The 23,745-nt window shown below is 37.1% G+C and carries 16 protein-coding genes and 1 pseudogene; 10 read left to right on the plus strand and 7 right to left on the minus strand.

The annotated features are described in order from the left end of the window. Positions 1 to 48 precede the first annotated feature (48 nt). Positions 49 to 2,436 (plus strand): annotated as a pseudogene (locus tag AC2S94_RS11965) (zinc-dependent metalloprotease). Between the two features lies 1 nt (position 2,437). Here AC2S94_RS11965 and AC2S94_RS11970 read toward each other — a convergent pair. The 3 genes from AC2S94_RS11970 to AC2S94_RS11980 are packed head-to-tail and all read right to left on the minus strand — an operon-like array spanning position 2,438 to position 5,752. Then, positions 2,438 to 3,289, minus strand: a complete 852-nt coding sequence (locus tag AC2S94_RS11970) for a transglutaminase-like domain-containing protein (RefSeq protein WP_484628808.1) — start codon at positions 3,287 to 3,289, stop codon at positions 2,438 to 2,440. 42 nt (positions 3,290 to 3,331) lie between these two features. Beyond that, on the minus strand, positions 3,332 to 4,276 hold the full coding sequence (locus tag AC2S94_RS11975; RefSeq protein WP_484628809.1) for an alpha-E domain-containing protein: 945 nt from the start codon (positions 4,274 to 4,276) through the stop codon (positions 3,332 to 3,334). Positions 4,277 to 4,279: 3 nt separating this feature from the next. After that, positions 4,280 to 5,752: a circularly permuted type 2 ATP-grasp protein gene (locus AC2S94_RS11980; RefSeq protein WP_484628810.1), complete on the minus strand. Its 1,473-nt coding sequence runs from the start codon at positions 5,750 to 5,752 to the stop codon at positions 4,280 to 4,282. A 200-nt stretch (positions 5,753 to 5,952) separates the two neighbouring features. Between AC2S94_RS11980 and AC2S94_RS11985 the strand changes: the two genes are divergently transcribed. Further along, complete coding sequence (locus tag AC2S94_RS11985) at positions 5,953 to 6,984, plus strand: threonine aldolase family protein (RefSeq protein WP_484628811.1); 1,032 nt, start codon at positions 5,953 to 5,955, stop codon at positions 6,982 to 6,984. A gap of 82 nt (positions 6,985 to 7,066) precedes the next feature. Next, entirely contained in the window at positions 7,067 to 7,582 is a 516-nt protein-coding gene (locus AC2S94_RS11990; protein WP_484628812.1) for a redoxin domain-containing protein, read from the plus strand. 54 nt (positions 7,583 to 7,636) lie between these two features. On the opposite strand, the gene AC2S94_RS11995 is transcribed toward AC2S94_RS11990, so the two are convergent. Continuing rightward, positions 7,637 to 7,963 (minus strand): YbaB/EbfC family nucleoid-associated protein, encoded by a 327-nt coding sequence (locus tag AC2S94_RS11995; protein WP_484628813.1) that lies wholly within the window; start codon positions 7,961 to 7,963, stop codon positions 7,637 to 7,639. Between the two features lie 62 nt (positions 7,964 to 8,025). On the opposite strand from AC2S94_RS11995, the gene AC2S94_RS12000 reads away from it, so the two are divergent. The 3 genes from AC2S94_RS12000 to capB all read left to right on the plus strand — a co-directional run bounded on the left by AC2S94_RS12000 (position 8,026) and on the right by capB (position 12,672). Continuing rightward, positions 8,026 to 10,152 carry a S9 family peptidase gene (locus AC2S94_RS12000; protein ID WP_484628814.1) on the plus strand — a complete coding sequence of 709 codons (2,127 nt, stop codon included), beginning with the start codon at positions 8,026 to 8,028 and terminating at the stop codon, positions 10,150 to 10,152. 76 nt (positions 10,153 to 10,228) lie between these two features. Continuing rightward, complete coding sequence (gene capA / locus AC2S94_RS12005) at positions 10,229 to 11,269, plus strand: cysteate synthase (RefSeq protein WP_484628815.1); 1,041 nt, start codon at positions 10,229 to 10,231, stop codon at positions 11,267 to 11,269. Between the two features lie 140 nt (positions 11,270 to 11,409). Continuing rightward, positions 11,410 to 12,672, plus strand: a complete 1,263-nt coding sequence (capB, locus tag AC2S94_RS12010) for a cysteate-C-fatty acyltransferase (RefSeq protein WP_484628816.1) — start codon at positions 11,410 to 11,412, stop codon at positions 12,670 to 12,672. Positions 12,673 to 12,727: 55 nt separating this feature from the next. On the opposite strand, the gene AC2S94_RS12015 is transcribed toward capB, so the two are convergent. Continuing rightward, positions 12,728 to 13,729 carry a transporter gene (locus AC2S94_RS12015; protein WP_484628817.1) on the minus strand — a complete coding sequence of 334 codons (1,002 nt, stop codon included), beginning with the start codon at positions 13,727 to 13,729 and terminating at the stop codon, positions 12,728 to 12,730. 82 nt (positions 13,730 to 13,811) lie between these two features. Between AC2S94_RS12015 and AC2S94_RS12020 the strand changes: the two genes are divergently transcribed. From AC2S94_RS12020 to AC2S94_RS12035, 4 genes are all read left to right on the plus strand, one after another. Beyond that, positions 13,812 to 14,093, plus strand: coding sequence for a DUF4834 family protein (locus AC2S94_RS12020; protein ID WP_484628818.1), 282 nt, complete (start codon positions 13,812 to 13,814; stop codon positions 14,091 to 14,093). A 75-nt stretch (positions 14,094 to 14,168) separates the two neighbouring features. After that, positions 14,169 to 16,586 (plus strand): YfhO family protein, encoded by a 2,418-nt coding sequence (locus AC2S94_RS12025; protein ID WP_484628819.1) that lies wholly within the window; start codon positions 14,169 to 14,171, stop codon positions 16,584 to 16,586. Between the two features lie 15 nt (positions 16,587 to 16,601). Further along, the gene (locus tag AC2S94_RS12030) at positions 16,602 to 17,885 is read left to right on the plus strand and encodes a glycosyltransferase family 4 protein (RefSeq protein ID WP_484628820.1); all 1,284 of its coding nucleotides are present in this window, start codon (positions 16,602 to 16,604) and stop codon (positions 17,883 to 17,885) included. After that, positions 17,886 to 19,343 carry a lipopolysaccharide biosynthesis protein gene (locus AC2S94_RS12035; RefSeq protein WP_484628821.1) on the plus strand — a complete coding sequence of 486 codons (1,458 nt, stop codon included), beginning with the start codon at positions 17,886 to 17,888 and terminating at the stop codon, positions 19,341 to 19,343. Positions 19,344 to 19,423: 80 nt separating this feature from the next. On the opposite strand, the gene AC2S94_RS12040 is transcribed toward AC2S94_RS12035, so the two are convergent. Both AC2S94_RS12040 and uvrA read right to left on the minus strand, forming a co-directional pair. Beyond that, a complete protein-coding gene (locus tag AC2S94_RS12040; RefSeq protein ID WP_484628822.1) occupies positions 19,424 to 20,728 on the minus strand; it encodes a hypothetical protein in 1,305 nt (434 codons plus the stop codon). 137 nt (positions 20,729 to 20,865) lie between these two features. Continuing rightward, a complete protein-coding gene (gene uvrA / locus AC2S94_RS12045) occupies positions 20,866 to 23,655 on the minus strand; it encodes an excinuclease ABC subunit UvrA (RefSeq protein WP_484628823.1) in 2,790 nt (929 codons plus the stop codon). Positions 23,656 to 23,745 lie beyond the last annotated feature (90 nt).

Raw genomic sequence — 23,745 nt, forward strand, 5'->3', positions numbered from 1 at the left:
TATTTAACGAATATTTTTTAGATTTAGACGGCTTTAAAACACCTCTCTATGCGCAATTTAATCTGTACTCTTCTGGTCTTCAGTATTTCATTTATTGGGAAAGCTCAATTTCTAGAAAAGAAGGAAAATTTAAAAAAATATGAAGGTTATTTCAATTTCCATTACAACGAAAAGGAGGATGAGCTCTACCTCGAAGTGGATAGCCTTGACACGGAGTTCCTGTATACTCATTTCTTAACAACGGGAGTTGGATCTAACGATATAGGATTAGACCGCGGGCAGTTAGGGGGAGAAGCTGTAGTGAAATTCCAAAAAGCTGGAAATAAACTGCTTTTAGTTCAGCCTAATCAAAATTATCGTGCGATCACAAATAATGAAGCGGAAAAACAAAGTGTAGCTGAAGCTTTTGCCAAATCTGTTTTATTCGGATTTGAGATCAAGGAGGAAAAGAATGGGAAGTACATTATCGACTTTACCCCGTTTTTAATGCAGGATGCACATGGTGTTGCTGAAAGGTTGAAAAAAGGAGATTATGGTACTTACAAGATAGATAAATCAAAAAGTGCCCTCGCCCTGGAAAGGACAAAAGCTTTTCCTGAAAATGTAGAATTTGAAGCGCTACTCACTTTTGAAGGCGAGCCTAAAAACAGAACAATCTATTCCGTTGTTCCGGATGAGAAAAACATCAGTGTAACCCAGCACCATTCTTTCGTCAAATTACCTGATGATAATTATAAAAAGAGAGCATTTGATCCTAGAAGTGGTGCTATTTTCATTTCTTACCTGGACTATGCTTCTCCTGTTTATGAACCGATAAGAAAACGATATGCAGTAAGACATCGTCTGGAAAAGAAGAATCCTGATGCCGAAATTAGTGAGCCCATAGAGCCAATAATTTATTATCTGGATACCGGAACCCCAGAGCCGGTAAGATCGGCTTTACTGGAGGGTGCGTCCTGGTGGAATCAGGCTTTTGAAGCAATTGGCTATAAAAATGCATTTCAGGTGAAAATGTTACCTGAAGATGCAGATCCTTTGGATGTTCGATACAATGTGATACAGTGGGTTCACAGGTCTACCCGAGGCTGGAGTTATGGTGCCAGCGTTACCGATCCCAGAACCGGTGAAATTATTAAAGGTCATGTAAGTTTAGGTAGTTTAAGAATACGTCAGGATTTTATGATCGCCCAGGCCATGATGAACAAACCTTTTGCGAATAGTAACGATAACCATGAACCTATGATGGAGTTAGCCCTGGCAAGAATTAGGCAATTATCTGCTCATGAAGTTGGCCATACTATAGGTTTTGCACATAATTTTGCAGCCAGTACGCAAGATCGTGCATCGGTAATGGATTATCCACATCCACAATTCGAACTCTATAATGATGAAATAATTTTTAAGAATGCCTATGATACCGGAATAGGAGAGTGGGATAAGGTTACTGTAAATTATAGCTATAGCGATATTCCTGAAGGGAAGGATGAAAAGGAATATTTGAATTCGATTCTTGAAAATGCTCGTGAGGAAGGATTGATCTTTATAACAGATTCAGATTCCAGGGCTTCAGGCGGAGCAAATGCTTTCGCTCATTTATGGGATAATGGGAAAAGTGCAACGAAAGAACTCGAAGAGGTTCTGAAAATCAGGAAGAAAGCGATTGATAATTTTTCCATTGATAATATTAGAAAGGATGAAGCTTATTCCACGCTGGAAGACGTATTTGTTCCTTTATATTTTTTCCATAGATATCAAACTGAAGCTGCGGTAAAATTAATTGGCGGACTTGAATATGAATACGCGTTAAAAGGCGGAAATAATGAAGTGGTTAAACATATTGAAGCAAAAGTTCAAAAGGAGGCTCTAAAAATTATTCTGAAGACGCTTTCCGCCGATGAATTGAAGATCCCTGAAGAGAAATTAGAATTATTTCCACCGAGAGCCTTTGGTTTTTCCAGGGACAGGGAATCATTTAAAAGCAATACAGATGTAGCTTTTGATGCTTTTGGTGCTCCTGCAACGGCCAGTGAGATGACATTAAGCTTGTTACTACATCCGGCCAGGGCAGAAAGATTAATTCAGCAGAATTCATTGAACAATGATCTTCCAGGTCTAGATGCTGTACTGGATGAATTGATTTCTGGAACCATACATAAAGTTAATGGGAACAATTACGAAAAAGCAATTCAGGAAACCATAAATTTTGTGGTTTTCAAACATCTTCTGAACCTTGCAGTTCATAAAAACTCCACTCCAATGGTGAAGGCCGTGACGAATGTTAAGGTTGATGAGCTGGCGAACTGGCTATGAGGCAAAAATGACCCAGTTTCAAAAGAAATGTATCGTAATATCAAGACGTTCAGAGAAAAACCTGAAGATTTTGAGTTGGATTTAAATGTGCCAAAAATACCGGATGGTTCGCCAATAGGAAATTAGCCTATTGTTGCTGCTGCGCTGCAACCTGAACCGTGTATTCAGTATCATTTTTTCCTGAAGAAAAAACAATACCTTTTAAGGGCGGACAGTCTGAATAATCTTTTCCGTGGGCGACCTTAATATGATTTTCAGCAGCGATAAGATCATTTGTAGGGTCAAAGCCAACCCAGCCGCTGTTTGGCAGGCAACATTCTACCCATGCGTGCATCTGTAGGTCACCTACAAAACCATTACCCTGGTGTAAATAACCGGAAACATATCTTGAGGGAATTCCAAACTTTTTAGCGATGGCAATAAAAAGATGCGTGAAATCCTGGCAAACACCCTGTTTGATTTCAAGAATATGATTCAGGTCTGTATCGATATCGGTTACATTCGTTTTGAAAGTAAACTCTTTTTTGATCCAGGAATTTAGATTTTGAAGATTCTGAAATAAGCTTAATTTCTCATCGAATTTAAAGTCAACTTCCTGGTGCAGTCTAGTGAGATCTGTAAATCTCAGGAATACGTCATTACTAGCTCTAAATTTCACAGATCTTAGATCTTCATATTCGTTTTCAGAATACTCTAAGGAAAGTTTTTCAAATACATTCTCTACTTTCTTGATGATATGAAAATCACCCGAAAAATCAATTTCGGCTATGGCTTTTTTCGTTTTTATTCTATAGGTCTTAAAATCATAACCATTTATAGAGTGTTCTACCGGGGCGTTGATAGAATTCCGGAATTCTTCAGAAATTAACTCCTGCGTTTCGTTCTCTTCAGGAATTACGAGAAATTGCCATAACCCACCTTCGGTCATGTTTTCGTAGGTGTTTCTGGCAGAATAGTTTATATGATAATCCAGGTTCATCTTAGATTTTCAAGTGTATCAAATTAAGTTCATTTTCATGAATTAATAATTAAAATATTCTTTTTCTAATTGGATTCCGATACTGTTAAGATCGTCAAGGATGTTTTCAATAAAAGCCTGCAGATCACTTTCAATTTCCTCGATCACTTTGTATTGATATTTAGACCTGACTCTTCCAATTAAAAAGGCAGAAGAATGTTTGGACGGATGCTTTTCATTGCTAAGAACCATTATGTGTTTGCAAACCTGATTAAGACTGTTCATCACTGAACGTGGACAATCTGTATTCAGAATCAAGAATTCCAGCGTGGATATGCTGGTAGGAGTCTGCCGGTAGAACCTCCGCATCATATCATAAGATTCAGCACATTTTAATAATGTTGTCCATTCGTAACTATTTTTTAAAGTGTCTCCGTAACTACCCTGGGCGATCACGGCATCCTTGAACTTAGAATTGATAATACGAATAATCTGTGTAGCTCTTTCAATATTGATACCCAGCATGATGATCGCATAGATCTCATCGTGCAATAAAGTTCCTCGAATCTTTCCGCGAAGGATAGAAACATGTTCTGCCACCTGAACCGTAAAGTCATAAAGACCCCTTTTTTTGAAGATCTCCACAGGATAATTCAGAACAAAATGATAGAACTTATTGATTGATTCATATAATTCGGTTGAAATTAGATCCCGGGCACTATTCGCATTTTCGCGGGCTTGTTTTACGTAATTGATGATCGAAAAAGATTTATCGGGATTCAGGGCGATATCATATAAAACCTCCTCTTCATCCAGCTCCTTTTCTGTTCTGCTGAAATCATCTGCCATAAAGAGCATGGATTCCAAAACGAATTGTCTGGATTGAGAAAGTTCATTAGGCGCGTCGAGGGAAGCGAAATAATTTACATTCAAATATCGGGCGACATGCTCTGAACGTTCTATATATCTCCCCATCCAGAACAGGTTATTGGCTACACGTGCTAACATAAATTATTTAGTATTTTTTAAAACCCAGGTGTCTTTAGAACCACCACCCTGGGATGAATTAACAATAAGATTTCCCTTTTTTAGTGCCACCCTGGTAAGACCACCTTTAAGGACAAAGTTTTTATCTGAACCTAATAAAGTGAAGGTACGAAGGTCTACGTGCCGGGGCTCAAAACTTTCAGAATCTTCAATATATGTTGGATGCACTGAAAGAGACATAATAGGTTGAGCGATGTATTTTCTCGGACTCGCCTTTACCGTATTGCGGACTTCCTCAACTTCGTCATCTGAAAGCCTGTTTCCTATGGAGATGCCGTAACCGCCGGCTTCATCTACGGGTTTAACCACTAATTCCCTGATATTTTTAAGAACATATTCCAATTCGTCTGGCCTGCTGCAATGGTAAGTAGGAACATTATTTAAAATAGGTTCTTCATCGAGATAATATTTAATGATCTCGGGCATATAGGTATAAATGGCCTTGTCGTCTGCAACTCCTGTTCCCGGCGCATTAACCAGACAAACATGGCCCTTTTTATAGGCTGCCATCAATCCTGGAACTCCGAGAGCGGAATCAGGTTTAAATTCCAATGGATCTATAAACTGGTCATCAATTCTTCTGTAAATCACATCCACCTTTACCGGCCCGTTTATAGTTTTCATATAGACGAAATCATTCTCCACGAATAGATCTCTTCCTTCCACAAGTTCTACGCCCATAGCTTTGGCGAGATAGGAGTGCTCATAATAAGCAGAATTATAGATTCCGGGAGTTATCACTACGCAATTCGGAACATCTACTCCTATCGGTTTTACGCTTTCAAGGATCTCAAGCAAATTCTCTGCATAATCTGTAACTGAATGTGCCTGATAATGGTTAAATACACCGAATAAAGCTCTTTTTAAAGCCGTTCTGTTACAAATAACATAGCTTACCCCGGATGGACAGCGAATATTATCTTCCAACACATAATATTTTCCGTCTGAATGTTTGATAAGATCGGTTCCCGATATGTGATTGTAAATTCCTCCAGGCGGATCAAACCCATTCATCTGGTCCAGGTAATTCACAGAAGAACTTATAAGTTCAAGAGGAACAATTCCATCCTTTATTATATTCTTATCGTGATAGAGATCTTTCAGAAATTCATTTAAAGCCTTACTACGTTGCAAAACACCTTTTTCAATATGCTCCCACTCTTCAGAATCGATTATCCTGGGAAACAGATCAAATGGAAAGATCTTTTCTTTTATCTCGTGATCACCATATACCTGGAAAGTGATCCCCTGATTGAAAAATGAAGCTTTAGCTTTATCATTTAATCGGGCAAAATCTTTTGCAGAATGTTCACTATATAAATTAAAAAGGGTACTGTAAGTCTCTCTTACATTCTCATTCTCATCAAAAATCTCATCGTAAAGCTTAGGATCACGATTGTAAGATTCAAAAGTGGGATTTTCAGAATTTGATTTCATAGGCAGAATTTGTTAGAAAATACAAATTAATTGACTGAAATGCATCTGTTTAACAAAATCCTTCGAATAAAAAGTAATTTCTCAAAATTTCAGCTTTAGATTTCATAATAAGTTAATCCAGGGATGAAATTTTATTGAATTCGAATTATTAAGAAAAGAAACTATAAGTTTTTACCTTAGCATTCAGTAAAAATTAAAGCATGAAAGAGATAGATCTAAGAAGCGATACGGTTACCAGGCCAACAAAAGGAATGTTGCAGGCAATAATGTCTGCTGAGGTAGGAGATGATGTTTATAAAGAAGATCCCACAATTAATGCGCTGGAAGAAAAACTGGCGAAAATGTTCGGGAAGGATGAAGCTTTGTTTTTTCCTACAGGAAGTATGGCGAATCAGGCAGCAATTAAATTACACACCCAGCCTGGAGAACAGTTGATTTGTGATAAATGGGCTCACGTATATAATTATGAAGGAGGAGGAGTGTCTTTCAATAGCGGTGTTTCCTGTAAACTTGTAGATGGAGTTCGAGGTATGATCACCGCAGAGCAAGTGGAAGAAAACATTAATCCGCCAGATTTTTATCACAGTCCGTTAACCACTTTAGTATGTCTTGAGAATACCACCAATAAAGGTGGTGGAGCTTGTTATGATCTTGAAGCGATTAAAAAAGTCAGACAGGTTTGTAATAAACATGAATTAGGTTTACATCTTGACGGGGCAAGGCTTTTCAATGCAATAGTGAAAAAGAATGAAGATCCTAAGGATTACGGAAAATTGTTTGATACGATTTCGGTTTGTCTTTCTAAAGGCCTGGGAACGCCAATGGGTTCAGTATTGATCGGAGATAAGCGATTAATGAAAAATGCCATCAGGATCAGAAAAGTTCTTGGTGGTGGGATGAGACAGGTTGGCCTTATGGCTGCAGCCGGTATTTATGCTTTAGACAATCATGTGGATAGACTGGCAAAAGATAACGAACGTGCAGCAAAAATAGCTGAGGTCCTGGCAGAACAGTATTACGTTGGAAGTGTAGAACCCGTAGAAACCAATATCGTTATCTTTTATCTGAAAAATGCTGAAAATGAAACTGAATTCATCAAGCAATTATCCGACAAAAATATTCGAATAAGTAATATGGGACAGGGTAAACTGCGTATCGTAACCCATCTTGACTACACCGAAGAAATGCATTTACAATTTCTGGAAACCCTGAAAAATATTGAACTGGCCTAAGTTGAGAAAGCTTAACTAAAGATTAGCAGAGTTTAAGAATGTCCCGGTTTAAAATTGATTTAATTTTATTAAAAATTGAATCATGAAAAATTTAAAACCACGTCAGGAAGTACCTGAATTAATTTTAAAAACCACCAGGGGCCTGGAATGGAACCTCAGAGAAAATAAACCTGATAAGTTTACAATGCTCATCGTATATAGAGGGATTCATTGTCCCGTTTGTAAAAATTATCTTGAGGAACTCAATAACAAAATTGAGGATTTTAGAGATAAAGGTGTGAATGTGATTTGCGCCAGTGCCAATACCGAGGAGCTGGCTCAAAAAACAGTGGAAGAATGGGACGTTGAAAACCTGAATATTGCCTACGGTTTCAAACCTGAAGACGGCAGAAAATGGGGACTATTTGTTTCTGAAGCTGTACAAGATTCTGAACCTGAAGTTTTCCTGGAACCTGGATTGTTTCTAATCAAACCTGATAATACTTTATATTCGGCAAGCGTACAATCAATGCCATTCGCCAGGCCAAAATTCGATGAATTATTAAGATCAATTTCCTTTGTGATTAAGGAAGATTATCCAGCTAGAGGAGATTCATAAAAATAAAAAAGCCGGGATAAATCCCGGCTTTTTTATTATTCAAGAAATAGAACTCTATTTCATCATATCGCTCATTCCCGGAATATCTGGCATACCGTCCTTGGCAGCTGCACCAATTTCAGCCTCATTGATGCTGGTTGCTTTTGCGATTGCTTTATTCATAGTTAGAACAAGGTAATCTTCAAGCTGTTCCTTGTCTTCCAATAACTGGTCATCAATAGAAATATTCTTCACTTCTCTATTTGCCGTGATCGTAACTTTAAGCAATCCGTCACTAGATTGTTCATCTACAAGTACCGTGTCTAATCTCTTTTTTGTCGCTTCAACTTTTTCCTGGGCTTCCTTCAGTTTATTCATCATGCCCATCATATCTCCAAACATATTTTTTCGATTTAAAATTTGTGATTCCAAATTTACTAAATTACCGCATTAATCCCGTCAAAATGAAAAGACTATTAGTTATTCTATTAGGATGCGTTACATTTGCAACCGCTCAAAATAATACAGATTTGAAAAAAGACATCCAAGCCCCAAAAGCTAAGAAAATTGCTAAAGAATTAGAGAAGCATGGTGACGTGCGCATCGATAATTATTTCTGGATGAATCAGCGTGAAGACCAGGAAGTTCTTGATTACCTGAATGCTGAAAATGATTATAATGATAAGATGACTGCTCATACAAAGGATTTTCAGGCGGAATTGTTTGAAGAGATGAAGTCACGAATCAAGGAAGATGATGAATCTGTTCCATATAAATTGAACGGATACTGGTACATTACGCGTTTTGAAAAAGGTTTTGATTACCCAATCTATTCCAGGAAAAAAGAAACTCTGGAGGCGCCTGAAGAAATTATGTTCAATGTGAACGAAATGGCCAAAGGTTATGATTACTATAGCCTCGGCGGATTGAATGTTACTCCAGACAATAAACTCGTTGCTTTTGGAACCGATACCCTGAGCCGAAGAAAATATACCATCAGGATCAAGAATCTAGAAACTGGTGAGATTTATGATGAAGAGATCAAGAATACCACGGGTGGTTCCACATGGGCAAACGATAATAAGACTCTTTATTACACAAAAAAGGATCCACAGACTTTACGATCTTACAGGATCTATAAGCACATTCTGGGTACAGATCCTAAAGAAGATCAGCTAGTATACGAAGAAGAGGATGAAACCTTCAATACTTATGTGTACAAATCAAAATCAAGAGACTATATTATTATCGGCTCGCATAGTACTCTTACGACCGAATATAGATTTCTGGATGCAAATACTCCAGAAGGTGGATTTTCGGTTTTTCAGCCAAGGGAAAGAGGCCTGGAATATAGTATTTCTCATTTTGATGGCGATTTTTACATAGTGACCAATAAAGATCAAGCTACCAATTTCAAGCTGATGAAAACACCAGTAAACCAGACTCTGAAAGAGAACTGGGTAAATGTCATACCGCACAGAAAAGATTTCTTGCTGGAGGATATTGATATTTTCAAGGAATACCTGGTAGTAAGCGAAAGAAATAATGGCCTCAACAAGATCAGAATTATCAAATGGGATGATAGTGAAGAATTTTACATTCCTTTTGACAATGAAACTTATACGGCATATACTTCTATCAATCCCGATTTTGATACAGATATATTAAGATATACATACAACAGTCTTACCACACCAACTTCGGTAGTGGAGTATAACATGAAAACCGGAGATAAAATTGTATTAAAGGAACAGGAAGTACTTGGAGGTAAATTTGACAAGGAAAACTATACCTCCGAAAGATTATGGGCGACTGCGCACGATGGCACTAAAATTCCGGTTTCTTTAGTTTATAGAAAGGGAATCAAGAAAGATGGTACCAATCCATTACTTCAGTACGCATATGGTTCTTATGGATCAACCATAGATCCATATTTTTCCACGGTTAGACTCAGTCTTTTGGACAGAGGTTTCATTTATGCCATTGCACATATTCGAGGTGGAGAATACCTTGGAAGAGAATGGTATGAAGACGGAAAGCTTTTTGCTAAGAAGAACACCTTTACAGATTTTATTGATGTTTCTGAATTTCTGGTTAAAGAGAATTATACTTCTGCCAGTCATTTATATGCCATGGGAGGATCTGCCGGAGGTTTACTGATGGGTGCGGTAGTGAATATTGCTCCAAACCTTTATAATGGTGTGATAGCCGCGGTACCATTTGTAGATGTGGTTACTACAATGCTTGATGACAGTATTCCGCTTACTACAGGAGAATATGATGAATGGGGAAATCCTAACGATAAGGATTATTATGATTACATGAAATCTTATTCGCCTTATGACAATGTAAAGGCGCAGGATTATCCCAATATGTTAGTAACTACCGGCTTGCACGATTCACAGGTGCAATATTGGGAACCTGCCAAATGGGTAGCTAAATTAAGAGAGCTTAAAACAGATGACCATGTTCTGCTATTGCATACCAATATGGATGCAGGTCACGGAGGTGCATCAGGAAGGTTTGAAGCTTTAAAAGAAGTTGCTGAAGAGTATGCGTTTCTTCTGGATCTAGAGGGTATTCACGAATAATTAAAAAATTTGCCTTAAATTTGACCCGTTCTAGAGGTGAAAACCAATAGAGCATTTTCAAAAAGAACTTCGATTTATGAGAGAAGACTTGAAGGTATATGACAATGTATTACAACTAGTAGGTAATACTCCGTTAATCCACCTAAATAAGATAACCGGCGCTTATAAAGGTCAATACTTTGCAAAAGTAGAAGCTTTTAATCCTGGTCACTCATCTAAAGATAGAATTGCCCTTCATATTATAGAGGAAGCTGAAAGAAAAGGTATCCTTAAGCCCGGAGATACGATCATAGAAACTACTTCCGGAAATACCGGTTTTAGTATCGCTATGGTTAGCTGTATCAAAGGCTACGAATGTATTTTAGCTGTTAGTTCTAAATCTTCGAAAGATAAAATAGACATGCTGAAGACAATGGGAGCGAAGGTTTATGTTTGTCCGGCAAATGTACCGGCAGACGATCCTCGTTCTTATTATGAAGTCGCTAAAAGACTGCATTCTGAAATTAAAGGTTCGGTTTATATCAATCAGTATTTTAACGAATTGAATATTGATGCTCATTTTCATTCTACAGGACCGGAGATCTGGAAACAGACCGAAGGAAAGATTACTCATCTAGTTGCATGTAGTGGAACCGGAGGAACAATTTCCGGAACTGCAAGATTTTTGAAAGAGCAGAATCCGGATATTAAAGTTCTTGGGATCGATGCCTTTGGATCTGTATTGAAGAAATATCATGAAACTCGTGAATTCGATAAAGAGGAGATTTATCCATATAGAATTGAAGGTCTTGGTAAGAACCTAATTCCAACAGCTACAGATTTTGATGTGATTGATAAATTCACCAAGGTATCTGATGAGGATGCGGCGCATACCGCAAGGGATATTGCGAAAACGGAAGGTTTATTTGTTGGATACACCAGTGGTGCAGCTATGCAGGGACTTAAGCAGTATTATGAGGATGGAGAATTTGATGAAAACTCTAGAGTAGTAATGATTTTTCCTGATCATGGTTCCCGCTATATGAGTAAGATCTACAGCGATGACTGGATGAACGATCAGGGCTTCTTTGACGCAGAAAAGGAATCTAAATCACAGGATATAGAAGTGATCAAATAAAAGTTTATTAACACTTATTAACAAAAGCATCCTATTCTTTGTAGGATGCTTTTGTTTTTATTAGATTTCGATGTTTATAATTTACTTTGTAGAATTGAGCCAATTTTCAGTATTTTTGCGGCTCGTCTAAAAAATGACCGATGAAGGATTTATTTGATAAAATTTACAAAGACAAAGGACCGCTAGGTAAATGGGCAGAGCAGGCAGAAGGGTATTTCGTTTTTCCTAAACTGGAAGGACCAATTTCTAACCGCATGAAATTTCGCGGTAAAGAAGTAATTACCTGGAGTATTAATGATTACCTCGGCCTTGCCAATCATCCTGAAGTTCGTAAAGTAGATGCCGAAGCTGCAGCTGAATACGGATCAGCTTACCCAATGGGTGCCAGAATGATGAGTGGTCACACAGATCTTCACGAAAAATTACAGGATGAATTAGCATCCTTTGTAAATAAGCAATCAGCATATTTATTGAATTTTGGTTACCAGGGAATGGTTTCTACCATCGATGCTCTGGTTTCCAAGCAGGACGTTATTGTATATGATGTTGATGCGCATGCTTGTATCATTGACGGTGTAAGATTACACTTAGGTCAGCGTTTTACCTACAAGCATAACGATATGGAAAGTATCGAAAAGAACCTGAAAAGAGCCGAAAAGATCGCAGAACAAACCGGAGGAGGAATATTATTGATTTCTGAAGGAGTGTTCGGAATGAGAGGTGAACAGGGAAAACTTAAGGAAATTGTAGAGCTTAAAAAGAAATATAATTTCAGACTTTTTGTAGATGATGCACATGGTTTCGGAACTCTTGGTAAAACCGGAGCCGGAGCAGGAGAGGAGCAAGGAGTACAGGATGAGATAGATGTTTACTTTGCCACTTTCGCAAAATCTCTTGCCAGTACTGGTGCTTTTATTGCTGGTGACAAAGAGATTATCGATTATTTAAAGTACAACCTTAGATCTCAGATGTTCGCAAAATCACTGCAAATGCAGTTGGTGGTTGGAGCTCTTAAACGTCTTGAAATGCTAAGAACAATGCCTGAGCTTAAAGAGAAGCTTTGGGAAAATGTGAATGCTCTGCAAAACGGATTGAAAGACAAAGGTTTTGATATAGGAACCACTCAAAGTTGTGTGACTCCGGTTTATTTAAAAGGAAGTATTCCAGAAGCGATGGCTCTTGTAAAAGATCTACGTGAAAATCATGGGGTATTCTGTTCTATTGTTGTTTACCCGGTTATTCCAAAAGGATTGATCCTTCTTAGAATGATTCCTACAGCTACCCATACTTTACAGGACGTTGAAGATACTCTGGAAGCTTTTTCAGCGATTCGTGAAAGACTTGAAAATGGAACTTATAAGAGATTATCTGCTTCAGTTGAAGCTGCCATGTCTAATAAATAATTTAGCATATATCTCAATAAAAAAAGGCCGGAAGAATCCGGCCTTTTTTTATGCATTAATTTGATCTATTCACTTCCCCATCTCCGTCGTCTTCTGTTGGTTCTTCGTCAAGTTTTTCAGTTCTGGCACGTCTGCGGTTACCTTCACTGGATTCTTCCAAAAATTCATCGACTTTATGAAGGTCGAGTCTATAAGAAATTCCGGCAGCAACCTGCCATCTTGATGGTGTTTCTTTAAAATTTATAAGACCGGATACATCGAATTGAAAATTATCTCCGATTAAATAAGCACCTCCGGCACGAACAAGGTCGTCGGCATAAATATCTCCTTTAATAGCCTGATACTCTCCAAAAACAGCAAAATTTGGAGTTACTGCGTGGGTCATGGTAGCGATCCCGGCATACGATCTATATTCTTCCGTAAGTTTGTCTGCAATGAAATTCAAAACCAATACCCAACGACCCCAATTATTCTGTGTGATAATTGCGGCTTTCGGACTAAATTTTCCTTCTCCTTCGAATAAATAAGGATTGTCTCCAAATGAAAAGTTTGCGCCGGCATATATAGAGATAGCAGGAATAAGTGTTTTCCATTTAAATCTCTGATTTGCCTTCCAGCTGTATAAGTTAGGTTTATCTTCTTTTAGACTCACATTTGGATCAAAAACTAAATATTTCGCACCGAAAGTATTTGATTTAAAGTTCCGGATTGTTCCTTCGCTCATAACTCCCAGGAAATTTCTCATGATATCCTGATTTTCAAAGGAACCTGTTAGATTTAGTTCCAGTCTCTCGAAAAGTAAACCGTATCTTAACTGGTAATCAATACCCCAGATATCGGTATCAGTTCCTAATCCACTATGCTGGTCATTGCCAAAATACGCACCAGATTCCAGCTGTAGTACATTTGTTCCTACGGCAAAAGCTCCCTGCGATTGACCCGGTCTATTTGAGTTTATGGTTTCAGTATATTGGGCTTGAAGGCTGGTGGTCGCAATTATTAGAAAGAGGCTGAATATGGCTGATTTACGCATGTTCGTATAGCTTGTTTCTCTCAAAGATATAAGATTTATTATAATTTTATAGCTGAAGCTTCCTTGATTCTGGCCCCTAATTTTTATTTTTGTCAAAAGCTTAAAAATGTTAGAAGCATCTTTGTCTGGAGTATTAAAAACGGTTCTTATCGTTTTATTAGTATACTTCGGTTTAAAAATATTATTCCGCTATTTCGGCCCGTTGATCCTTAAGTATTTCATGAAAAAAATGGGACGCAAATTTGAACAACAGTTTAATCAGCAATTTGGCGGTGCACAAGCTCAGCAACAAAAAGAAGGAAAGGTAAGCATCGACAAGAAACCTAAGTCTGGAAAGGAATCCAATAAAAATGTTGGGGAATATATCGATTACGAAGAAATTGATTAATTTCGGATTTTAACAAAGCCCTTATTTTTGGCTTTGTGTAGTATAAAACTGCGAGTAAAATCAAAAGTCCGATTAATGGCTAAACTGAAGCAATTCTTACCTCACCTGTTAGTTCTGGCAGGTTTTATTGTATTATCATTATTTTATTTCAACCCGGTTTTGCAGGGGAAAGAGATTTTCCAGAGTGATATTGTGCAATACATCGGAATGGCTAAGGAGCAAAAGGATTTCAGAGCCGAAACCGGGGAAGAACCTTTCTGGACAGATGCTGCATTTGGGGGAATGCCTACTTATCAACTTGGCGCATATTATCCTCATAATTATATAAAGAAATTAGATTCAGTTCTAAGATTTTTACCAAGGCCGGCAGATTATCTTTTTCTCTATTTAATAGGATTTTATATTCTTTTACTTTGTTTGAAGGTAGATTATAAACTGGCATTTTTAGGCTCAATTGCCTTTGGGTTTTCAACTTATCTCATCATAATCTTAGGTATTGGTCACAATTCCAAAGCGCATGCCATTGCCTATATGCCAATGGTTCTGGCTGGAATCATCGCTATTTTCAGAAACAGAAATATCTGGAGTTTTTTATTGCTCACGGTAGCAATGGCATTGGAAATCCAGGCGAATCATTTTCAGATGACGTACTATTTATTACTTCTGGTAATTGTTCTTGGTATTGCTTATCTGGTAGATGCCTATCAAAAAAAGATGCTTCCAAGGTTTTTCAAATCCATTGGTATTATGGTTGTTGCCGTAATTATTGCTATTGCAGCAAATGCAACAAATCTTCTTGCTACCAGTGAGTATACGCAATATTCTACAAGGGGAGAATCTGAATTAAGCATTCAGCCTAATGGCGCACCTAAAAAGAAATCAGGCCTCGGGTTTGAATATATTACTTCTTACAGTTATGGTATTGTGGAAAGCTTTAATCTGATGGTTCCAAGATTTATGGGTGGAGGTAGTGCCGAAAATATAGGAAAGGATTCGGAAATTTATAGTGCTTTACAACAAATTGGAGCATCTCCATCTCAGGCGGCTGGATTTACTGAAAACGCCCCAACTTACTGGGGTGATCAGCCATATGTTGGTGCACCGGCTTATATAGGTGCCACGGTAATTTTCTTATTCGTTTTTGCTTTATTTCTTATAAGAGGAAGATTAAAATGGTGGATTGTGGGAGGAAGTATTCTGGCACTCGTTTTAAGCTGGGGTAAGAATTTTGAAATACTAACCAGGTTCTTTATAGAATTTGTGCCACTTTATGATAAGTTCAGAGCGATCACATCCATACAGGTGATTTTAGAATTGTGTTTACCGTTATTAGCGGTCTTAGGCTTATACAAATTATTTCTGAAGGAAGTAAACAAAGAGGAAAAGCTGCATGCCTTAAAATGGTCTTCGATTATTACTGGTGGATTACTTCTCATATTTCTTCTATTAAAATCTGTTTTATTTGATTTTGAAGGATTAAAAGATCAACAGTTGAGCCAGCAATTTGGGATGGACTTTATGAATGCTCTGGAAGAAGATCGAAAAGCGATATTTTCAGCAGATGTCATCCGTTCCCTGGTATTTGTTTTGATTTCGGCAGGTTTATTATTTGCTTATCTAAAAACCAAGATTAATCGTAACATGGTTATCGGAGGCCTGGTAATTCTAATTCTAGTGGATCTTATTGGAGTAGACAAAAGATATGTGAACGATGAAGATTTTGTTCAGGCCAGGGAGATGGAGCAACCTTTTCAGAAATTACCTGCAGATGAAGCAATTCTTCAGGATAAAGGTCACTACAGAGTATTTGATCTTTCTGGAGATCCTTTTAACAATGGAAGGACTTCTTATTATCACAACGCTTTAGGCGGTTATCATGCAGCAAAACCTGGAAGAATTCAGGATCTTTTTGATTTTTATATTTCTAAGAACAATGTGAAAATATTGAGCATGCTGAATGTAAAATATTTTATTATTCCCACGGAAGAAGGTGCGCAACCACAGCAAAATCCAGAAGCTTATGGAAATGCATGGCTGGTTGATAAGGTGAAATGGGTAGATTCTCAGAATGATGAAATCCTGGAGTTGGAAGAAACCGACCTGAAGTCTACAGTTATCATTAATTCAAAATTCAAGGACAAGGTAAATGCTGACATTTCCCCGGATGACTCAGCTAATATCGAATTAACACATTATCAGCCCAATGAACTTAAATATGAATTCTCTGCGGATTCAGAGCAATTCGTAGTATTTTCTGAAAACTATTACCAACCTGGTTGGCAGGCATATGTTGACGGGAAAGAGGCATCTCACGTGCAGGTAAATTATACCTTACGAGGTATGAATGTGCCCGCTGGCGATCACGAGATCACTTTTAAATTCGAACCGCAAGTTGTTAAAACCGGAAGTACGATTTCTTTAATAAGTTCTATACTTATTGGGCTTATCGTAATAGGAGGAATTGGTTTTGAATTTAAAAAGCGTGATAATTAGGCTTATTTAAAACGAATGAAAAAAGTTCTCATTGTTACATATTACTGGCCGCCGGCAGGTGGACCCGGAGTACAGCGATGGCTTAAATTCGTAAAATATCTGCGTCTCTATAACGCAGAACCCGTAGTTTATATTCCTGAAAATCCTAGTTATCCAATAACCGATCAAAGTTTTCAAAAAGAAGTTCCGGAAGGGATCAAGGTTCTTAAAAATAAAATTTTCGAGCCATACTCCATTGCTAACCTTTTCTCTAAAAAGGACACAGAAACCATAAGCTCTGGAATTATTCAGAATGAAGAAAATCAGTCAATAATTCAAAAAGCTTTACTTTTTATACGTGGCAATTTTTTTATTCCTGATGCTAGAAAATACTGGGTCAAACCTTCAGTAAAATTTCTAACAGAAAAAATTCAGAATGAAGATTATCATGCTATTATTACTACAGGGCCTCCACATAGCCTACATTTGATCGGCTTGGAGATCAAAAAAAGATTGGGTATTAAATGGATTGCAGATTTTCGAGATCCCTGGACTCAGATTGGCTATCATGAAAAATTAAAGCTTACAAAAAGTTCTAGGATAAAACATGAAGAACTTGAAAGATCTGTTTTAGATTCAGCAGATCATATAATTACTACAAGCTTTACAACAAAAGATGAGTTTGAGCGTAAAACCTCTAAACCGGTAACGGTAATTACGAATGGGTTTGATGAGGAAATAAATAAATTGAAACCTAATGGTAAAAAATTCCGGATTGCTCATATAGGTTCACTATTATCAGGTAGAAATCCAGAGAATCTCTGGAAAGCTTTGAGTGAACTGGTAAAGGAAAGTGATCAGTTCAAATCAAAACTTTCACTTAGTCTTGCTGGGAAATTAAGCGAAGAAGTTTTACAGAGTATTGAAAGATATGGATTACATAATTTCCTTGAAAATAAAGGTTATGTAAGCCATAATGAGGCAATAAAAATGCAAAGGTTATCTTCAGTTTTGTTGCTTATTGAAATTGACGCTGAAGAAACCAGAGGGATAATTCCAGGGAAGATATTTGAATATTTATCAGCAAGGCGACCGATATTAGCGATAGGTCCGGAAAATTGGGATGCGGAAAAAATCATTTCAGGTACAAATGCAGGAAAAGCCTTTTTATACCAGGATTTAAATGGAATTAAAAACGAAATAGCTTCCTTATTTCATAAATTTCAGAAGAATGAATTAGCGAGTGATTCTACCAATATTGAAAAATATCACCGGAGGAATCTAACAAAGGAGCTTGCAGAATTGATTGAACAAGTATAAATGGGAATTATTATAAATCAATCCTTAAAGAATATGGTGACCACCTACGTTGGTTTCGGGATTGGTGCTATTAATACTTTATTTCTTTTCACTTATTTTCTTGAAAAAGAATATTACGGACTGGTAAGTTTTTTACTTTCTGCGGCAAATCTAATCTGGCCGTTTCTTGTTTTCGGTGTTCACAGTACTCTCATCAAATTTTTCACCTCCTATAAGACGAGAGGTGACCAGGACAGGCTTTTAAACCTGGTTTTGATCATTCCCGCTATTGCCGGATTACTAATTGGTATATTCGGAATGATATTTTATAATCAGCTGTTAGAATATTTCAAGGGAGAGAATGATCTAGTTCAGCCTTATGTCTGGCTTATATTTTTGATCGCGATGGCCACATCATATTTTGAAGTTTTTTTTTCGTGGTCAAAAATTTATTACAAAAGTACTTTTGGTAATTTGATGAAAGAAGTCTTTCATAGACTTTGTATTAGTATTTTACTTTTTGCCGTATACTTCAAATGGATCAATATCGAATGGTTCATCTATGGAATATCTTTCGTTTTCGTAGGAAGGACAATTCTTATGGCGATGTATGCATTTTCCTTACACCGTCCAAAATTCAGTTTTAAATTCCCAAAAAACCTTGCCCCGGTTTTAAAATATTCCTGTCTTATTTTACTGGCGGCTTCCGTGGCAACGGTATTGCTGGATTTGGATAAGGTGATGATAGAACATTATCTGCCGATTGAAAATGTGGCCATTTATGGTATTGCAGTTTATATTGCTACAGTGATTTCGGTACCACAAAAGGCGATGCATCAAATCACTAATCCGTTGACTGCAGAAATGCTGAATAATAAAGATAAAGCTGGCCTCAAAGATCTCTATGAAAAAAGTTCGTTGAATCTTTTGATCGTTAGCGGACTTATTTTTATCTGGATCATTACCAACGTGAATTCTTTGTACGAGCTGATTCCGGATGAATATAGCATAAGTATTCTCGTGGTTCTGTTGATATCACTGGTAAAACTCTATGATAATTTTTTAGGTAATAATAATAGTATCCTTTTTAATTCTGATTATTATCGAATAGTTCTTGGAGTAGGAGTAGTGCTGGTAATTTTAGCTTTCGTTCTGAATTATCTATTAATACCCAAATTTGGTATCGAAGGAGCTGCTATAGCTAGTTTTATAGCTTTTGCCATCTATAATACCTCAAAGATTTTTATAGTATTTAAAAAATTTAAAATTCATCCGTTTACCAATAACACGTTTTTAGCGCTTTTAATAACTGGAATTTTCAGCATTGGTTTTTATTTCTGGGATCTTCCAATTTACCCTATTTTAAATATTGCTATAAAAGCTATTGTTGCCGGAATTCTGTATTTAACGATAGTCTACTATTTCAGATTTTCAGAAGATATCAATCAGATTATAGATAAGTATATCAAGAGGTCATAAAACGAGAAAACCCTATCGGCATATGAGCTTCAAGGGTTTTCCAACTAACCAACCAAAAAATTAAATTATGAACTTGTCATCTATATTGTGTTATCCACATTTCGTGCCGAACTTCTAGATCTGGAAGAATTTTTTGATCTAATTGCCTGAGATCTTGAAGCTCCAGAATTAGTTCTCGTTCTAACAGAAGATGAACTTTGTCTTTTTGTTGGACGACTTGCAGAATAATTCCTTTCAGAACTTCTTGTACTTTTTTCTACAGATCGTGTTCTGGATGCTGGAGATGATGATCTTTCAATCCTTGAGGACGTCCTAGTCTGAACAGAACTTCTTTTTGTTGGAGATGCAGCTCTTTCCACGCGAGAACTATTTCTACTTTCAATTTTCGATGTCCGTTGTTGAGGGGACCTAACAGATCTATCTCCAACAGTCACCTGTCTTTTTTGAGGTGAGCTTTCAACTCTTGAAGTCCTTCCTCGAGAATTAGTGCTTCTTTCATTTCTATCGCTATAAGCACGAGATTTGCTATTACTTAGATTTCCTCTGGAATTGCCTCTGGTTGAATTTCTAACATTATCTAATTTTCCATCATCTCTTGAAGAGTACGACCGTGTTCTAACATTATTGTTTCGGGCCTCAGCGACATTGTAATTAGAACGTGATTTTACCTGAGCAATATTTCTCTTGGAAGAAGTTCTTCTTCCATAATTATAATCCCTAACCGATTGAGACGGCCTATAGAAATTTCTTTTCCTTTTGCCGTTCGCATAATAGTTGTTATAAACAGTTACATATTGATTATAAGAAATTCTTTGGGGCTCATAATAAGCACGGTATGGTCTTCCAAATACGATGCTTACATTAACATTAGGACGACGATAATAATCATGCCATGGTCTATAAACATACCTTCTGTTATAAGGGCTTATATAACCGGAATAATGAGTGATATGGTGGTGGTGATTATAATGAACATGTAAATTTCCAACTCTGGCCAGTCGACCAAAATTATTGTATCTCATATATATATTTCCAGCCTGAATGATACGTCCATAATAATCGTAATAAACTGGAACATCTTCAATTTGAATCACGGCACCATAATCATCATACTGGATGAAAGGTTCATAGTTATAACCAGAGTTATAACTTATATTCACATTTGGAGAAGATATGTGTACAGAACTTCCTCTTCGGAAATCTGGATTAAAATAGAAATCAAATTCACCATTAGGGTAAACCGCAAATTCTACGCCTCCTTCAACAAATATGAATGAATCGTTATAATTATAAAAATTAGTAGTGGTGGCTTGGTTAGAATTTTCGGATGCCGATACTGACCATCCAATAAATAAGAATGCGATAATAAGGGTCAGATTTTTCATGGTAGTAGAGTATTTAATTAAGAACGTTTTTCTTATTAAATACAAAGCGTGTGCCAAATTCAGGAATAATGCTGACTTCCAGAATTTAGTAAATCGATTTTCCCGATGTAAAGTCTTATTTTACAGCATGATATAAATCAGGAAAGTTTTTCTTTAAGATATTTTGAAGTAAATGATTTCTTATTGCTTGAAACTTCTTCCGGCGTTCCTTCTGCAACGAGGTAACCACCATTTTCACCTCCATCTGGGCCTAAGTCAATGACATAATCAGCGCATTTTACAAGATCCATATTATGCTCAATAACAATAACTGAGTGACCTTTAGAGATCAAAGCATTAAAAGATTTCAATAATTTCTTGATGTCGTGAAAATGCAGTCCTGTGGTAGGTTCATCAAAAATAAATAATGCCTTGGTTTTAGTATTTCCTTTTACCAGGAAAGAAGCTAATTTGATCCTTTGGGCTTCACCTCCAGAAAGAGTAGAAGAGCTCTGTCCTAATTGTACATAGCCTAATCCAACATCTTTTAATGGTTTCAGCTTTTTAACGATCTTGCTTTGATCGTGATCTTCAAAGAATTTGGTTGCATCATCGATGGTCATATTTAAAATATCATCAATATTCTTATCATGAAAAGTTACTTCCAGAACCTCCTTTTTAAATCTTTTTCCGTTACATGCTTCGCATTCTAAGTGGACATCGGCCATGAACTGCATTTCGATAGTAACTTCACCTTCACCTTTACAGGTCTCGCATCTACCACCGTCCACATTGAAAGAGAAATGTTTCGCCTTAAAACCACGAAGTTTTGCCAATCGCTGAGATGCAAAAAGATTTCTTATATCATCATAGGCCTTAATATAAGTTACAGGATTAGACCTGGAGGATCTTCCTATAGGATTCTGATCTACGAATTCAACAGTACCGAGATTTTTAAAATTACCTTCAATGCCGCTAAACTGACCCGCTTTTTCTCCGTAGCCACCAATTTCTTTTTGAACTGCAGGATAAAGTATCTTTTTTACGAGTGTGCTTTTTCCACTCCCGGAAACACCAGTAATTGCCGTAAAAACTCCTAATTGAAATTCTACATCTATATTCTTAAGATTATTTTCACGGGCTCCTAGAACTTTGATTTTATCTTTTGAAGTCCTTCTTTTTTCCGGAACTTTTATCTCTTTCTTTCCATTCAAATAACTGGCCGTAAGGGAATCGGATTTGAGTATTTCTTTAAGAGTTCCCGTAGCGACCACATGGCCGCCGTTAGTTCCTGCTTGAGGCCCTATATCAATAATCTCATCTGCAGCATTCATGATCTCTTCATCATGTTCTACCACAATTACCGTATTACCGAGATCACGTAGATGTTTTAAAACACCGATCAGTTTTTCAGTATCTTTTGGATGCAGACCAATGGAAGGTTCATCCAGAATGTACATGGATCCTACCAGGCTACTACCTAACGAGGTCGCAAGATTGATCCTCTGAGATTCTCCACCTGATAAGGTATTAGATTTTCGATTTAAGGTAAGGTAATCCAGTCCTACATTCGAAAGAAATTCCAGCCTGTTCCTGATTTCAGTCAAAAGTCGTTTTGCGATCTTCGCATCATATTCATTAAGTTCAAGCTCATTGAAGAATTCTCTAACTCTGTTCAACGGTTTTTCAACGAGGTCTGTAATACTATGATTGTTGATCTTTACGTATTGAGCTTCCGGTCTAAGCCTTTTCCCTTTACAAGCAGAGCATTTTGTTTTTCCACGATATCTTGAAAGCATTACTCTATTCTGAATTTTATAAGCTTTGCTTTCTAAAAATTCAAAGAATTGATTCAGTCCTTCAAAATACTGATTTCCATTCCAGATAAGATCTTTCTGTTCATCGTTAAGTTCGAAATATGGTTTGTGAATAGGGAAATCAAATTTATGTGAATTATTCACCAGCTGATCTCGATACCAGCTCATGCTATCTCCTCTCCATGGAAAAATAGCATTTTCATATACAGAAAGACCGGTATTTGGAATTACCAGCTCTTCATCAATACCAATAACATCACCATAACCTTCACATTTTGGGCATGCTCCATATGGGTTGTTGAAACTGAATAAATGAACATTCGGTTCTAGAAAACTTATTCCGTCAAGTTCAAATTTGTTGCTGAAATGCCTGGAGCTATTATCTGAAAGTTTCTCGATGTAAAGTTCACCTTTACCCTCAAAAAATGCTGCTTCCACAGCGTCTGCTAGCCTGTTATAGAAATCTTCTTCATTTTTGGTAATAATCCTGTCTACTACCAGCCATGTATTTTCTTCCTTAATTTTTTTAAGGTCAGACTCATCTATTCTTACAACTTCACCATCAACTTTAATTCTGCTGTAACCTTGCTGAGCAAGCACCTTAATCTTTTTCTCTAAAGACCTACCTTCTTCAACATGAATAGGGGCGAGAAGGAGTAATTTTTCCCTTTCAGGAAAATCCTTTATATAATTTATTACATCTGTGACCGTGTCTTTTTTGACTTCATTTCCGGAGACAGGAGAATAGGTGCGCCCGATTCTGGCAAAGAGTAGTTTTAAGTAATCATAGATTTCAGTAGAAGTTCCTACTGTAGATCTAGGATTGGTAGAATTGACTTTTTGTTCTATGGCTATAGCCGGAGCTATTCCTTTTATATAGTCAACCTTCGGTTTATTCAACCTGCCCAGGAATTGACGGGCATAAGAACTCAAACTTTCCACATATCTACGCTGACCTTCCGCGTATAATGTATCAAAGGCTAAACTGGACTTACCAGAACCCGAAAGTCCTGTAATCACCACGAGTTTATTCCTGGGGATTACCGCATTGATGTTTTTGAGATTGTGCAGTTTTGCACCTTTAATAATTATATTCTGCTTAGGGTCGACTTTAGAAATATCTGCTATCATGCTTGAGTTCTGCTAAAACCGCAAAGTTACTCATTATGAAGCGGGAAAGAAAGCCTATAAAAACATATAGTATTGTTAAAATATTAAGGT

The organism is Christiangramia pacifica (genome assembly GCF_057221535.1).

Bases quoted from the DNA above. Each gene is read 5' to 3' on its own strand.
- AC2S94_RS11990 (WP_484628812.1), top strand. From the start codon at position 7,067: ATGAAAAATTTAAAACCACGTCAGGAAGTACCTGAATTAATTTTAAAA.
- AC2S94_RS12000 (WP_484628814.1), top strand. From the start codon at position 8,026: ATGAAAAGACTATTAGTTATTCTATTAGGATGCGTTACATTTGCAACC.
- AC2S94_RS11975 (WP_484628809.1), bottom strand. From the start codon at position 4,276: ATGTTAGCACGTGTAGCCAATAACCTGTTCTGGATGGGGAGATATATA.
- AC2S94_RS11995 (WP_484628813.1), bottom strand. From the start codon at position 7,963: ATGTTTGGAGATATGATGGGCATGATGAATAAACTGAAGGAAGCCCAG.
- AC2S94_RS11980 (WP_484628810.1), bottom strand. From the start codon at position 5,752: ATGAAATCAAATTCTGAAAATCCCACTTTTGAATCTTACAATCGTGAT.
- AC2S94_RS12035 (WP_484628821.1), top strand. From the start codon at position 17,886: ATGGGAATTATTATAAATCAATCCTTAAAGAATATGGTGACCACCTAC.
- AC2S94_RS12020 (WP_484628818.1), top strand. From the start codon at position 13,812: ATGTTAGAAGCATCTTTGTCTGGAGTATTAAAAACGGTTCTTATCGTT.
- capA (WP_484628815.1), top strand. From the start codon at position 10,229: ATGAGAGAAGACTTGAAGGTATATGACAATGTATTACAACTAGTAGGT.
- AC2S94_RS11985 (WP_484628811.1), top strand. From the start codon at position 5,953: ATGAAAGAGATAGATCTAAGAAGCGATACGGTTACCAGGCCAACAAAA.
- AC2S94_RS11970 (WP_484628808.1), bottom strand. From the start codon at position 3,289: ATGAACCTGGATTATCATATAAACTATTCTGCCAGAAACACCTACGAA.
- AC2S94_RS12025 (WP_484628819.1), top strand. From the start codon at position 14,169: ATGGCTAAACTGAAGCAATTCTTACCTCACCTGTTAGTTCTGGCAGGT.
- AC2S94_RS12040 (WP_484628822.1), bottom strand. From the start codon at position 20,728: ATGAAAAATCTGACCCTTATTATCGCATTCTTATTTATTGGATGGTCA.
- uvrA (WP_484628823.1), bottom strand. From the start codon at position 23,655: ATGATAGCAGATATTTCTAAAGTCGACCCTAAGCAGAATATAATTATT.
- AC2S94_RS12030 (WP_484628820.1), top strand. From the start codon at position 16,602: ATGAAAAAAGTTCTCATTGTTACATATTACTGGCCGCCGGCAGGTGGA.
- capB (WP_484628816.1), top strand. From the start codon at position 11,410: ATGAAGGATTTATTTGATAAAATTTACAAAGACAAAGGACCGCTAGGT.